The organism is Arthrobacter sp. CAN_A6, from assembly GCF_015751715.1.
Taxonomy (GTDB): domain Bacteria; phylum Actinomycetota; class Actinomycetes; order Actinomycetales; family Micrococcaceae; genus Arthrobacter_D.
In genome coordinates this window covers 126,360-139,858 of sequence record NZ_JADOUV010000001.1, presented here as the reverse complement: position 1 = coordinate 139,858, position 13,499 = coordinate 126,360, and the positions used below count along the sequence as shown (strand labels likewise).

Annotated in this window: 13 protein-coding genes, 1 tRNA gene and 1 pseudogene; 7 read left to right on the top strand and 8 right to left on the bottom strand. The window is 64.5% G+C overall.

Translation table 11 applies throughout. The features are described from left to right. Nucleotides 1–4: 4 nt before the first annotated feature. Both IWX75_RS00720 and IWX75_RS00715 read right to left on the bottom strand, forming a co-directional pair. Nucleotides 5–1,405 carry a GntP family permease gene (locus IWX75_RS00720; protein WP_196820345.1) on the bottom strand — a complete coding sequence of 467 codons (1,401 nt, stop codon included), beginning with the start codon at nt 1,403–1,405 and terminating at the stop codon, nt 5–7. 54 nt (nt 1,406–1,459) lie between these two features. Next, complete coding sequence (locus IWX75_RS00715) at nt 1,460–1,978, bottom strand: gluconokinase (RefSeq protein ID WP_196820344.1); 519 nt, start codon at nt 1,976–1,978, stop codon at nt 1,460–1,462. A gap of 151 nt (nt 1,979–2,129) precedes the next feature. Here IWX75_RS00715 and IWX75_RS00710 point away from each other — a divergent pair, with 151 nt between their 5' ends. After that, nucleotides 2,130–2,849 (top strand): FadR/GntR family transcriptional regulator, encoded by a 720-nt coding sequence (locus tag IWX75_RS00710; RefSeq protein WP_196820343.1) that lies wholly within the window; start codon nt 2,130–2,132, stop codon nt 2,847–2,849. A 28-nt stretch (nt 2,850–2,877) separates the two neighbouring features. On the opposite strand, the gene IWX75_RS00705 is transcribed toward IWX75_RS00710, so the two are convergent. Together IWX75_RS00705 and IWX75_RS00700 are read right to left on the bottom strand one after the other, a co-directional pair. After that, complete coding sequence (locus tag IWX75_RS00705) at nt 2,878–3,318, bottom strand: hypothetical protein (protein ID WP_196820342.1); 441 nt, start codon at nt 3,316–3,318, stop codon at nt 2,878–2,880. 118 nt (nt 3,319–3,436) lie between these two features. Further along, a complete protein-coding gene (locus IWX75_RS00700; protein ID WP_196820341.1) occupies nt 3,437–3,916 on the bottom strand; it encodes a Dps family protein in 480 nt (159 codons plus the stop codon). Between the two features lie 217 nt (nt 3,917–4,133). Between IWX75_RS00700 and IWX75_RS00695 the strand changes: the two are divergent. Beyond that, nucleotides 4,134–4,580, top strand: a pseudogene (locus IWX75_RS00695) (SRPBCC family protein); the annotation flags it as partial. 122 nt (nt 4,581–4,702) lie between these two features. Here IWX75_RS00695 and pstS read toward each other — a convergent pair. The 3 genes from pstS to IWX75_RS00680 form a co-directional block, all read right to left on the bottom strand. Then, nucleotides 4,703–5,785, bottom strand: a complete 1,083-nt coding sequence (gene pstS, locus IWX75_RS00690; protein ID WP_196820821.1) for a phosphate ABC transporter substrate-binding protein PstS — start codon at nt 5,783–5,785, stop codon at nt 4,703–4,705. Nucleotides 5,786–5,847: 62 nt separating this feature from the next. After that, nucleotides 5,848–6,645, bottom strand: coding sequence for an SDR family oxidoreductase (locus IWX75_RS00685; protein ID WP_196820339.1), 798 nt, complete (start codon nt 6,643–6,645; stop codon nt 5,848–5,850). Between the two features lie 63 nt (nt 6,646–6,708). Next, nucleotides 6,709–6,785 (bottom strand) — tRNA-Val (locus IWX75_RS00680). 175 nt (nt 6,786–6,960) lie between these two features. Between IWX75_RS00680 and IWX75_RS00675 the strand changes: the two genes are divergently transcribed. The 3 genes from IWX75_RS00675 (at nt 6,961) to nhaA (ending at nt 9,425) form a co-directional block, all read left to right on the top strand. Further along, nucleotides 6,961–7,209: a DUF2630 family protein gene (locus IWX75_RS00675; protein ID WP_196820338.1), complete on the top strand. Its 249-nt coding sequence runs from the start codon at nt 6,961–6,963 to the stop codon at nt 7,207–7,209. Next, complete coding sequence (locus tag IWX75_RS00670) at nt 7,210–7,878, top strand: haloacid dehalogenase type II (protein ID WP_196820337.1); 669 nt, start codon at nt 7,210–7,212, stop codon at nt 7,876–7,878. It abuts the gene before it with no gap. A gap of 152 nt (nt 7,879–8,030) precedes the next feature. Beyond that, the gene (nhaA, locus tag IWX75_RS00665; RefSeq protein WP_196820336.1) at nt 8,031–9,425 is read left to right on the top strand and encodes a Na+/H+ antiporter NhaA; all 1,395 of its coding nucleotides are present in this window, start codon (nt 8,031–8,033) and stop codon (nt 9,423–9,425) included. Nucleotides 9,426–9,431: 6 nt separating this feature from the next. Here the strand turns inward: nhaA and ku are convergent, their stop codons facing one another. Further along, nucleotides 9,432–10,271 carry a non-homologous end joining protein Ku gene (gene ku, locus IWX75_RS00660; RefSeq protein ID WP_196820335.1) on the bottom strand — a complete coding sequence of 280 codons (840 nt, stop codon included), beginning with the start codon at nt 10,269–10,271 and terminating at the stop codon, nt 9,432–9,434. Between the two features lie 98 nt (nt 10,272–10,369). Here ku and IWX75_RS00655 point away from each other — a divergent pair, with 98 nt between their 5' ends. Continuing rightward, a complete protein-coding gene (locus IWX75_RS00655) occupies nt 10,370–10,873 on the top strand; it encodes an SRPBCC domain-containing protein (protein WP_196820334.1) in 504 nt (167 codons plus the stop codon). 69 nt (nt 10,874–10,942) lie between these two features. Next, nucleotides 10,943–13,438 carry an ATP-dependent DNA ligase gene (locus IWX75_RS00650; RefSeq protein WP_196820333.1) on the top strand — a complete coding sequence of 832 codons (2,496 nt, stop codon included), beginning with the start codon at nt 10,943–10,945 and terminating at the stop codon, nt 13,436–13,438. The last annotated feature ends 61 nt before the right edge of the window (nt 13,439–13,499 follow it).

Here is a 13,499-nt window from a genome sequence, read left to right as displayed (position 1 = left end):
CCCGCTAACCCAGTGAAGCCAGCGCGAAGACTGCAGCTGCGATAGCGAAGCCCATGACGCCGATTGCCGTTTCCATGACAGTCCAGGTCTTCAGTGTGGTCTTGACGTCCATGCCGAAGAATCGGCCCACGAGCCAGAAGCCTGAATCGTTGACGTGGCTGACCACCACTGAACCGCCGGCGACTGCGACAACGAGGGCAGCAAGCTGCAGGCCGTTGTAGTCTCCCGCTGCAATCGCCGGTGAGATGAGACCCGCGGCCGTGGTGAGCGCAACAGTGGCCGAGCCCTGGGCGATGCGCAGGATCGCGGCGATGAGGAAGCCGGCAAGAATGATGGGGATCCCGAGGTTTCCAAGGACTCCCTCAAGGGCATCGCCGATACCACTTGTCCGCAGCACCCCACCGAACATGCCGCCGGCCCCCGTGATGAGGATGACCGAACAGACCGGCCCGAGTGCTGATTCGAGGGTGTTCTCGAGGACCGTCTTATCCACTCCGCGGCGTCGGCCCAGAACGTACGATGCGACCAGGAGCGAGATCAGCAGGGCAACCGGTGTCTCCCCCAACGTTCGCAGGAGCTGGAACCACCCCTGCTCGGCGAAGTCTTCGCTGACGGCTCCCGACCGGGCAACGGTGTTCAGGCCGGTATTGAGGAAGATCAGCACCAGCGGGAGGAGCAGGATGCCCACGACTGTGCCGAATTTGGGAGGATTCGCCTCGTTGTGAGGATCGGCTTTTCCCAGCAGTTCAGGAATGGGAAGCACGAACTTCTTACCTGCCCACTTCCCGTAGAGGTACGCCGTGACGTACCAGGTGGGAATGGCTGCCACCAGGCCGACCATGATGACGAGGCCCACATTCGCGCCGAAGAACTCGGAAGCGGCGACCGGGCCCGGATGAGGCGGAACGAAGATATGCATGACGGAGAACGCTCCGGCTGCGGGGAGCCCGTAGAGGAGGACTCCGCCTCCCAGCCGGCGGGCCACGGAGAAGACCACGGGAAGCATGACCACAAGCCCCGCATCGAAGAAGATCGGGAAGCCGAAAATCAGTGACGCGACTCCGAGCGCGAAAGGTGCACGTTTCTCGCCGAACACGCGGATGAGGTAGTCGGCAAGCACCCGGGCACCGCCGCTGGTTTCGACGAGCCGGCCGAGCATTGCCCCGAGACCCACGAGAAGTGCGACGGCGCCCAGCGTGGATCCGAAGCCCCCTACGAGGACCGTCACGATTTGGTCGGTGGGAATGCCTGTGGCGAATGCAGTGGCAAGGCTGATGAGGATCAGTGAGACGAACGCATGGATGCGCAGCTTGATGATCAGGAAGAGCAGCGCCAGGATGGCTGCTGCGGCAATGAGGAGGAGCGGCCCGGCGCTGAGGCTCTGGGTCCATCCTTCAATGGTCATGAATGTTCTCCGATTGAATAGATTGTCTGTAGGGATGTATCGGTCGACGCAGCCCTAGGGCCCGCTGATTCCCAGCCGCTCGAGGATGGAACGGACAACCTCGTGGGGTGTCCCGCTGTTGATGATCTTGATGCCGGCTTCGTCCGCCTGAAGCGGTTCGAGGGTGCTGAGCTGCGAGGGAAGCAGGGATTGCGGCATGAAATGTCCGCTGCGGGTCTTCATGCGCTCAAGGATGAGGTCAACGTCCCCTTCGAGGTGGACGAAACGTACGCTGCCGGAGGCTTCTGCCAGTACGTCCCGGTAGCTTCTCCTCAATGCGGAGCAGGTGATTACTGTACTTTCACCGTCCGAAGCCTTGGCTGTCATCCAGTTACGCATGACGTCGAGCCAGGGCCAGCGGTCCTCGTCGGTCAGTGCAGTTCCTGCGGTCATCTTGGTGATGTTCGCTGCGGGGTGGAACTCATCCGCCTCAGCGAATGTCCAGCCCAGTTCCTCGGCAAGCAGGGTGGCTATGGTCGTCTTGCCTGACCCCGAGATGCCCATGACGATCAGGTGCTGCGGTTGCGTTGCCATGCTGACTCCCTTGTCATTGCTCGTTCGTGTCCTGATCCACGCGAGGACACCAGCAAAGGTATCACCTTTGACAGATAAAGGTACTACCTTTCCGTACTACTCTGGCGGCCCTATTGTTAGTTCGGCAACGGTGGTGATGGAGAGGAACAGCATGACGGCGCAGTCGGTAAAACCGCACAGCCCTATCGAACCGGCGGAGGTCTTCTACAGCCGAATTCTCGACGCGGTGGGCCGTGACATCATCAACGGCACCCTGCCGCAGGGTTCACGCCTGACCATCGACGGCCTCCAGCAGCAGTTCGGAGTATCCCGTACGGTGGTGCGCGACTGCATGAGGATCCTCGAATCGATGAACCTCGTTTTCTCCAAGCGCCGGATCGGCATCGTGGTCCAGGCCCGGGAGCGCTGGAACGTCTACGACGCACGGGTCATCCGGTGGCGTCTCGGCGGGCCGGGGCGGGCGGACCAGTTCCGCAGCCTGACGCAGCTCCGGTGTGCTGTGGAGCCGGCCGCTGCCCTGGCTGCTGCGGGTAATGCCACTCAGGAGGAGCGTGCGCGGGTGGTCGAACTCGCGGCACAGCTCAGGTCGCTGGGTGAAAGTGGAAAGCTGGACGAGTTCCTCGAAGTGGACATCGAATTTCACGCACTCATCCTCAAGGCAAGCGGCAACGAGATGTTTTCAGCCCTTACCGAGGTGGTGGCCGAGGTGCTCTCCGGACGTACGAGGCATGGCCTCATGCCGCACAATCCCAGGGAACACGCGCTCGCACGTCACGAGGAGGTAGCGGCGGCCATCAGCAGTGGGGACGTGCGGGCTGCTGAATTCAGCATGACCTCCTTGCTGGCAGAGGTCCGCCAGGCCATCACCTGAGGGTCGGTCCGCCGGCATCCGGCTGTACTCAGTCCAGAAGGTGCCCCAGCGTTCCTGTTCCGAGGTAGGGCTGTGAGGCAAGGAAGCCCAACTGCTGTGCGGAAGGGGTGGTGTGTGTCCGGGCCAGAACCAGGTAAAGCTGGACAGCCTCGAAGCCGGCAAAGCCGTAGCGTGTTCCGGCGTTCGGTAGGTGATGCAGGGCATCCTCCCGGATACGCACCGCCCGGTACTCGAAGGCACTGCCGGGAAAGAAGGTCCCGCGGATCGGGTGCTCCGGCAGCTCGACCAGATGTCTTCCTGCCGAGCGGAGGACTGCATCCGAGGGGCCGCAGAAGTACAACTCCGGCAATCCCTGCTCGGTGCGGCCGGTGGTGTAACAGCAGCGGACGCCCCACGGCGTTTGAGAGAGGTGGAGGACTGGTGCGTCCGGAATGCCCCTGTGGAACGGGCGGAAAATGAGGTCTGTCATGAGATCTCCCGGTCATCGGTGACGAGGAAATCCACGATGCCAGCCGGCTCTGACATTCCCCCCGTACCAACAGAAAAGGGAAGCTCCCCGGGAGCTTCCCTTTTCTGTTGGATCAGGACTACACGGCCGCGGGTTCTGTGACGTTGGCGGTGGGCGTCATGTTCTCGGCATCGACCATCCATGCGTACTGCTCGAGCTTCTCGATGAAACCGTGAAGGATGTCCGCGGTGGTCGGATCTTCCTCGTCGATCTGGTCGTGGACGTCGCGCATGGTCTTGACAGCAGCGTTCAGCATCCGCACCACCAGGGTGACGGTGTCCTGCGTTGAAACCAGCCCTGCGGGGAATTCATTGAGCGAAGCACCTTTGGCGACGGCTGTGCTGCGCCCATCGGGGACCGCGTGGAGGGCGCGCATGCGTTCAGCCAGCTGATCGGCGAACAGCCGGGCGTCGTCGATGATCTCGTCGAGTTGCAGGTGCATGTCACGGAAGTTCTTGCCCACGACATTCCAGTGGGCCTGCTTGCCCTGGAGGTGCAGTTCGATGAGGTCGACCAGGACTGCCTGCATATTGTCGGTGAGGGTGGGTGAAGCTTGCATGGATCCTCCAGGAGTAGGAAAAGTGTCCGCCGCGGCGATGAAGAATCGACGGAAGCATCGATGGGGGGGGAGCCGCGGATTACTTTCACCCTAGACCCGCGTGTTGGCCAAATCCAACCGATCTGCATAATCTAAGTAGACTTACGGTTTTACCGGTCTGGAACCATTTCTGGGCTACGGACGGGGGAGCCGAAGTCCCTACGAAGGAGCGAATTTCATGGCGAAAGTTCAGGAATCGATCGACGTGGCCGTGCCGGTGAGCACTGCCTACAACCAATGGACCCAGTTCGAAACCTTCCCCAAATTCATGAGCGGTGTCGAATCCATCACGCAGACCTCCGACACCCAAACGCACTGGGTGACGAGCATCGGTGGTGTCCGGCGCGAGTTCGATGCCGAAATCACCGAGCAGCACCCGGACGAGCGCGTGGCGTGGAAGAGCACCGACGGTGAATCGCATGCCGGAGTGGTGACCTTCCACCGGCTCGACGAGAGCACCACACGTCTTATGGTGCAGATCGACTGGCACCCTGAAACCTTCACTGAGAAGATCGGCGCCGTGGTGAACGCAGACGCCGCGCAGGTCAAGGGGGACCTCAAGCGGTTCAAGGAGTTCATCGAGAAGAGCGGCGGCGAAAGCGGTGCGTGGCGCGGGGACGTCAGCGCGCCGCCGTCGGGGGTCGTCGGGGAAGCCGAACCGGCCAACGGCGCCTTACCCGACAGCGCCCTGAATGATCCCGACTCGGGCGGACCGCGGATGGGCACCCCGGGCAGCTGACCGGGGAGCTACAGGTCACCGACTTCAATGGTTTCGATGGCCTCGGCGGCGCGTTGCGAAAGGCCTGACGAGATCGGCGCGCTTTTCGCAGCCTCCGCCGCCGCCGCCTGGCCCTCACTGCTCACCGCGTACGTACCGAAAGCCTTCACCACCTCGGCGGTCTGCTCGTTCTCATAGCGCGAGCAGAACACCAGGTAGGACACAAGGACCAGCGGATACACGCCGTCAGCCGTGGTGGTCCGGTCGAGGTCGAGTGCGATGTCGTACTCTTCCCGCCCCGGCACCACAGAGGCGACGTCGACGGCGCCGGCCGCGGCCTCCCCGCTGACCGTCACATACTCATCGCCGACCAGGAGTCTCGCCTTCCCCAGGGGAGGCCCGACGGCGGAATCGTCGGCATAGGTCACCGCGCCCTCGGTGCTGGAGACGGTGCTGACCACCCCCGCGTTCCCCTTGGCATTCTCGTTGGAGAGCGAGCCCGGCCACGTGCCGTCGGCCTCGTCGGTCCAGATTTCCGGAACCACGGCGGAAAGGTAGTCGGTGAAGTTCTCGGTGGTCCCCGAATCGTCGGACCTGCTCACCGGAGAGATCCTGATGGAGGGCAGGTCCACGCCCTCGTTCTGGGCAGCGATGGCGGGGTCGTTCCAGGTAGTGATCTCGCCCCGGAAAATACGGGCGATCGTCGCAGCGTCGAGGTTGAGTTCGGTAATCCCCGGCAGGTTGAAGGCGATGCTGATGGGGGAGACATAGGCAGGGATGTTGAAGGCACCACCCGGGCCGCACACTTCAGTCGACGCTGCCAGCTCTTCGTCATCGAGGTAGGCATCGGAGCCGGCGAAAACCACCGCGCCGGCCAGCAACGCGCCGCGGCCCGCACCGGAGCCATCCGGTGAGTACTGCACTTGCGCGCGCGGGTGCATCGTGGCGAACTCCGCACGCCACCCATCCATGGCAGGACCCAGGGCAGACGAACCCGATCCGGTGATGGCGCCACGCAGGTTCGAATCCGCATTGCGGGCTGCCGCCTCCTGCGCGGGACCCAACGGGTAGTCCGACCCGCACCCGGCAAGGCCGAGGGCCAGGATCGCCATGCCGGCACCGATGGATTGGGTTCTCGCTGATTTCACTCGATCAACGGTACAGGGTGCGCGGTTTACAGGGTGCGCCAGTCCCCGTTCTGCAGATGGGACCCTGCCTGCGGACCCATCTGCAGCATGCCGCCATCCACCACCAAGGACGCTCCGTTGACGTAGCTCGATGCGGGAGAGGCGAGGAAGGCGATGACTGCGGCTACCTCCCTTGCGTCACCCGGCCTGCCCACGGGAATGCCGGGCCGGTCCACTTCGCGGGGGTCCTGGTCGCCGGCGTCGTTCATGGGCGTGGAGATCTCACCCGGCAGGACGGCGTTGGCCGTGATACCCCGATCGGCGAGCTCGAGGGCGATGGTCCGGATCAGGCCGCCGAGCCCGTGCTTCGACGCGTCATAGGCGGCGGACCCCACCCGCGGTTGCTCCTGGTGCACGCTGGTCACCGCGATGATGCGGCCGCCCTTGCCGGCGTCGAGCATATGGCGCGCGGCCCGCTGGATGCAGACGAAGGCGCCGTCGAGGTTGGCCGCCATGGTGCCGCGCCACGTCTCCCAGTCCGTGTCCAGAAACAGAGTCCCGCCATTGACGCCCGCGTTATTGACGAAGATGTCGACGCCGCCCAGCTCCTTCGCGAGCTGGTCCACCACATCCCCGCATGCGGGGGCGTCGGTGGTGTCGAGCCGCGCCACAGCCGCCTTCCGCCCGCGCTCGCGGACCAGCCGCGCCGTTTCCTCGGCGCCGTCGGAATCCGAGTGCCAGGTGATACCGACGTCGCACCCGGCATCGGCGAGGGCAAGCGCTGTGGCGCGGCCGATCCCTGAGTCGGATCCTGTGACGATTGCAGTGTTCGGGGAGAAGTCCATACCTTCATCCTCGGCAGCCACCGGAGGGTATGGCAAGGAGAAAAAGTAGGTGAATGTCAACAGTGGTGCCTGCGCGGGGCCTCGATCCCCGGGCCTTCCGCGTGTGAAGCGGATGCTCTACCAGACTGAGCTACACAGGCAAATGGTTCTCCCATAGCTTAGGGCATTCGGGGCGACTGCCCAATTCTGCCCGAGAACCCGCCTCCGGATGCGGCCCGGTACCACCACGACGGACGAAAACCTGCTGGCCACCGGGGTCCGGCGTGGGTAGCCTGAGAAATGGAACGCTAGCCAGGGACAACCGGAGGAGACGACGTGGACAACCAGGACATCCTCCAGCGCATCCAGGCGCTGGTCAAGGAAGAGCATGAGCTCCGTGGGGGTTCCCCTGCCGACGGCGGCGGGACGGATCCGGATTCCGGCACGAGGCTGAAGCGTGTCGAGGAAGACCTCGACCAGTGCTGGGACCTGCTCCGTCAGCGCCGTGCCAAAGCCGACGCGGGCGAGAACCCGGCGGACGCCGGGGCGCGGCCGATCAGCCAGGTCGAGAGCTACCGCCAGTAGATGAAATGCTCACTCGTCCTCTTCGATGTCAATGAGACGCTCTCCAATATGGAGGGCATGGCGCAGCACTTCGAGGAGGTGGGCGCCCCGCCGGGAACCGCAGCGCTGTGGTTCGCCTCGCTCCTGCGGGACGGGTTCGCCCTGACCGCCGCGGGCGTCAACCCGCGGTTCGCCGAACTCGCCGAGGGATCGCTTCGACGGATCTTCGCATCAGAGCCGCTCAACCGGAACCTCGACGACGCCGTCAGCCATGTTCTCGACGCTTTCCAGGAACTGCCCGTGCACCCCGACGTGGCCGACGGCCTGACCGCGCTGGCCCAGCGCGGGATACGGGTGGCGGCCCTGACGAACGGCGCAGCCGGCACAGCGACGTCGCTACTGGAGAGGGCCGGGTTGCTCAGCCATTTCGAGGCAGTCCTCTCGGTGGAGGATGCGCCCCTGTGGAAACCGGCCGCCTCGGCCTACGGGTACGCGGCGGAAACCTGCTCGACACCCCTGGCTGAAATCGCCCTGGTCGCGGTTCACCCCTGGGATATCGACGGTGCGGCGCGTGCCGGAATGAGGACCGTCTGGCTCAACCGGAACGGCGCCGACTTTCCGGCGTACTCGACGGCGCCGGACGAAACAGTGCAGCACTGCACGGAAATCGCCGCGCATCTGAACCCCTAACAGGAACCCTTCAGCTGACCCTTACGGAGGCCGGAAAGAAGTTCGGAAGTGACGCGGGCCGACGGACACGTACCTGGCCCGTAGAATGGTCCATGGTGAGCCGGGAAGACTGGTCGGCGCTGTTGAAGCGAGCCCCGACCAAAGGAACCCCCATGGCACACCCACCCCAGCATCAGCCCGTCGATGCACACGGGAAACGCATCTTCACCAGGAGCACCTATCCGGAGCACCTGAGGATCACCTCGATCCTCCGCAAGGAAACCGTAGGCGGCGCGCTGCTGCTGCTGGCCACGATCGCAGCATTGATCCTCGCCAACTCGCCGGCCGCCGACGGCTACTTCGCCGTACGGGACTACCGTTTCGGCTATGAACCGTGGCACCTCGAACTCAGTGTCGGCGCGTGGGCCGCTGACGGGCTGCTGGCAATCTTCTTCTTCCTCGCAGGACTGGAGCTCAAGCGCGAGTTCGTTGCCGGAGACCTCCAGAAATTCGACCGCGCCGTCGTCCCCGTGGCCGCGGCAGCCGGCGGCGTCGTGGTTCCCGCCCTCGTCTACGTGGCCATCACCCTCACAGCCGGCCCTGAAGCCCTGCGCGGCTGGGCCATTCCGACGGCGACGGACATTGCCTTCGCCGTCGCCGTGCTCGCCGTCGTCGGATCACACCTACCCAGCTCGTTGCGGATCTTCCTCCTGACACTCGCCGTGGTGGATGACCTCCTGGCCATCAGCATCATCGCCTTCTTCTACTCGAGCGACATTGCACCCACCCCATTGCTACTGGCGGTTCTGCCGCTCGCCGCCTACGCGATCCTCGCCCAGAAGTTTCCCGGATTCTTCCAGCGCCAGGCGTGGGCACCCTGGGTGATCCTGCTACCGATCGGGTTTGCCGTGTGGGCACTGGTCCACGCCTCGGGCGTCCACGCAACGGTCGCCGGGGTCCTGCTCGGCTTCGCCATTCCGGTGCTGCCGCCCAGGAAGTCGCTGAAAGAGGTCGACAAATCGGTGTCGCACGACCTTGCGCAGGCCCACGACATCGATCCCGAAGGCCTGGCCGACACCATGGAACACCGCATCCGGCCGATCTCGGCGGGAATCGCGGTGCCCATCTTTGCCTTCTTCTCGGCCGGCGTCGCGATCGGTGGGACCGAAGGCTTCGTCAGTGCAGTCACCGACCCCATCGCGATCGGCATCATGGTGGCGCTCGTCATCGGGAAGCCGGTGGGAATCCTGCTGGCCACCTGGCTTGTCACCAAGACGAACAAGGCCAACCTCGACCCGGACCTCGGATGGGTGGACATCCTCGGTGTCGCCATGTTGGCCGGCGTCGGCTTCACCGTGTCACTGCTGATCAGCGAACTCGGCTTCGGCCAGGGCACCGTCGAAGACGATCACGCCAAGGTGGCTATCCTCGCAGGTTCGCTTCTGGCCGCACTTGCCGCCGCGGTAGTACTGCGGAGCCGGAACAGGCAGTACCGCAGGATCGGGGAACGCGAGAAGATCGACGCCGACAGCGACGGCATTCCCGACGTCTTCGAGCGGAACGACTAGGGGCCGTTACGCACCCTTTTTCTTCGAGGTGCCGGTAGCTTTCGAGGCTGCCGCTTTCTTCTCGCGGTTCTTCTCGACGCTGCGGCGGAGTGCTTCCATGAGGTCGAGCACGTTGTCGCCGTCGTCGTCGCCCGATTCCCCGCCGAACGTCTCCTCGGTGTCGAGGGTGTCGCCCTTTTCGATCTTGGCATCGATGAGGGTGCGCAGCTGGACCTGGTAGTCGTCACTGAAATTCTCGGGATCGAAATCGGTCGAGAAGGATTCGACAAGGGCTGCGGACATCTCCTTCTCCTTCGAGGAGATGCGCACCTTCTCCTCGAGCGCGGGGAAAGAGGCATCACGCACCTCGTCATTCCAGAGCAGGGTCTGGAGCATCAGGACATCACCGCGGACCCGGAGGGCCGCAAGCCGGCTCTTCTGACGCAGCGAGAACTGCACCACGGCAGTGCGGTCGGTCTCCTCCAGTGTCTTGCGGAGCAGGACATAGGCCTTGGTAGACGTGGAATCCGGCTCAAGGAAATAGGAACGGTCGAACATGATCGGCTCGATCTGCGCGCTCGGCACGAACTCCACCACCTCGATCTCGCGGCTTTTTTCGACGGGTAGCGAGGCCAGGTCGTCGTCAGTGAGCACCACGGTGCGCTCGCCGTCGTCGTACGCCTTGTCGATGTGCTTGAAGTCGACGATCTCACCGCAGACCTCGCAGCGCCGCTGGTAGCGGATGCGGCCCCCGTCCTTGTCATGGACCTGGTGCAGTGCAATATCGTGGTCCTCGGTGGCGCTGTAGACCTTGACCGGCACGTTGACAAGGCCGAAGGCGACGGCGCCCTTCCAGATGGCTCTCATGACTCGGTTTCCATGCTCCAAGTGAACACCAGGCCGGTGGACCTGCACCAGAGCGGGCCGGCAACCCCGGCCGCACCCCTGCCGCATAGACTTGCAAAGTGACTTCCGAGACCCCAGAACCCGCAGAACCTACAGTCAGCAAGACGATCAACGACGACGGCGCCACGGTGCTCACGCTCGAGTACCCCTTCGCCTACCCGCCCGCGAAGCTGTGGAAGCACCTGACCGAGCCGGACAAGCTGAAGTACTGGTTCCCCTGCGAGATGGACATCCAGCCCCGCAGGGACACCGAGGTGAGCTTCACCTATGCCGACCAGCGTCCGCTGCACGGAATTGTCCTCGAAGCCGAAAAGCCGTCGCTGCTTGCCTTCACCTGGGAGAAGGAGACGCTTCGCTGGGAATTGAACCGGGCCGAGAACAACGGCTGCCGACTGGTGCTGTCCATCATCGCGGGCAATCCTGCCCACCTCGGCACCATGGCGGCAGGGTGGCACCTCACCCTCTCGGGGCTCGATGATTTCCTCAATGAGCGGGACCTCGGGCAGGATCCAGCGCTCTGGCAGGTTTACGTGGACCGCTACCGCAAGCAGTTTGCCGACTGAACTTCCGTTCAGTAGGAAGCCTGCTTACCAGGACTGGAATTCCCCTCCCATCCGGGCAAGACTTGGGTCATGGCCACTCCGGGTTCCCCAGCGCAGAGTGTGCGCGTGGACGGCCGTACGCTGAGGCTGACCAGCCTCGACAAGGTGCTCTATCCGGAAACTGGGACCACCAAGGCTGATGTCCTGGCCTACTACGCCGCGGTGTCGAACCAGCTGATCCACTCCGCGAGGGACAGGCCCGTCACTCGGAAGCGGTGGGTCTCCGGTGTCGGCACACCCGAGAAGCCGGGCCAGGTCTTCTTCCAGAAGAATATCGAGGCCAGTGCTCCCGACTGGGTGCAGCGCCACGCGATCGAACACAAAGACCACATCAACGTGTACCCGATGCTGAATGACGCTGCCACCCTGACCTGGCTGGCGCAGATTGCTGCGCTTGAGATCCATGTTCCCCAGTGGCGCTTCGGAGCGCAGGGTGAGCAGCGCAACCCGGACCGGCTGGTTCTCGACCTCGACCCCGGTGAGGGTGCCGGCCTGGCGGAGTGTGCCGAGGTGGCAAGGCTCGCCCGAGGGATTCTGCAGGGCATGGGCCTGGATCCCCATCCCGTCACCAGCGGATCCAAGGGAATCCATCTCTACTGCACCCTCGATGGCAGGCAGTCCTCGGAGGGGGTGTCCGCCGTAGCGCGCGAACTGGCGCGGGCCCTGGAGGCGGACCATCCTGATCTCGCGGTGAGCGACATGAAGAAGACACGCCGCACAGGGCGCGTGCTGGTGGACTGGAGCCAGAACAACAGCAACAAGACCACCGTGGCTCCCTACTCCCTCCGCGGCCGCTTCCAGCCTCTGGTGGCTGCGCCGCGGACCTGGGAGGAACTCGACGATCCAGGCCTGCAGCAGCTCGACTACCGCAGCGTGATGCTGCGGGTGAAGGAGCTCGGGGATGTTTTCACGGCTGATGAGGCGCCCCGGCAGCCCGGAGCAAGCCAGGCGGCGCCGTCGAAGGAAGACCGTCTCTCGAAGTACCGCTCCATGCGGGACCCGGCGAAAACCCCTGAACCTGTGCCGGAGGCAGCCGGCGCACCGGGCGGCAACAGCTTCGTGATCCAGGAGCACCACGCGCGCCGGCTGCACTACGACTTCCGCCTCGAACACGACGGCGTGCTGGTGTCATGGGCCCTGCCGAAAGGACCGCCCACGGTGCCCGATCGAAACCATCTCGCGGTCCAGACCGAGGACCACCCGCTCGACTACGGGTCTTTCGAGGGAAGTATTCCCAAAGGAGAATACGGAGCGGGAGAAGTGAGCATCTGGGATGCCGGCACGTACGAGTTCGAGAAATGGCGCGACGGCAAGGAGGTGATCTGCACCGTTCACGGACGCGCGGACGGCGGGTTTGCGCGCAGCGGTTCAGCAACGCGCCGCTTCGCACTCATCAACACCGGATCCTCGGGGAAGCCCGAGAGCGACAAGAACTGGCTGATCCATCTGATGAAGGAGCAGCCGGTGGCGTCGGGCGGCCCGGCTGCCCGGAAGGACCGGGCCCCGGACCGGAATCCTCCCCCGCGCGCAGGCCCGGCGCGGGCCGGGGCTGCTGCCGGAGCCGCCTTCGTCGAGCCGATGCTCGCGACGCTCGGTTCCGCGCAGGCGATTCCCGACCCGGAGGAGTGGGCGTATGAGATGAAATGGGACGGGGTTCGTGCCATCGCAACCGTGAATGGAGGCGCCACCCAGCTGACGAGCCGCAACGGCAATGACATGACGCTGCTCTATCCGGAGCTGGGCGACCTTGCCGAGTTCGTCAGCGCTGAAACGGCGGTGCTCGACGGCGAAGTCGTGGCGCTCAACAAGGCGGGCCGGCCTGATTTCGGCCTCCTCCAGACACGCCTGAAGCTGACCGACCCGGCCGACATCGAGTCGGCCACACGGCAGACGCCGGTGCGCTTTCTGGTTTTCGACCTGCTGGCATTCGAGGGTAGGGATCTCACCGGGCTCGACTACTGCCAGCGCCGGGAAATCCTCGAAAAAGCAGTGGATGAGGCCCCGGATTCCCACGTGCAGGTGCCGCCCGCCCTTGATGCCACCCTCGAGGAAGCCGTCGAGGCCAGCAGGGAACTGGGTCTTGAGGGAATTCTGGCCAAGCGGCTCACCAGCGATTACATCCCAGGCGCGCGCTCCCGGAGCTGGGTGAAGATCAAGCACCACCACACCCAGGAGGTAGTGGTGGTGGGGTGGCGTCCGGGCAAGGGAAACCGGGCGTCGAAGGTCGGATCGCTCCTGGTGGCGGTGCCGGACGGCGTCGACCTCAGGTACCTGGGACGGGTGGGCTCCGGTCTCACGGACCGTGAGCTCGCCGATGTCGGTGCCAGGCTCAGGAAGATGGCCCGCAAGACGCCGCCGCTGAGCGATGTGCCCGGAGCCGATGCCGCCGATGCGCACTGGGTCCGGCCCGCACTGGTGGGGGAGGTGCAGCACAGCGGCCATACCGGCGGCGGGCGGCTCCGCCATGCCGTGTGGCGTGGATGGCGGCCGGACAAGAAACCGTCCGACGTCGTCGTCGAGCGGTAGTAACCCCCGTTGATTAAGCACGAAAGGCGCCTCCTACCGCCCTGAAGCAGCCATAAGTGCT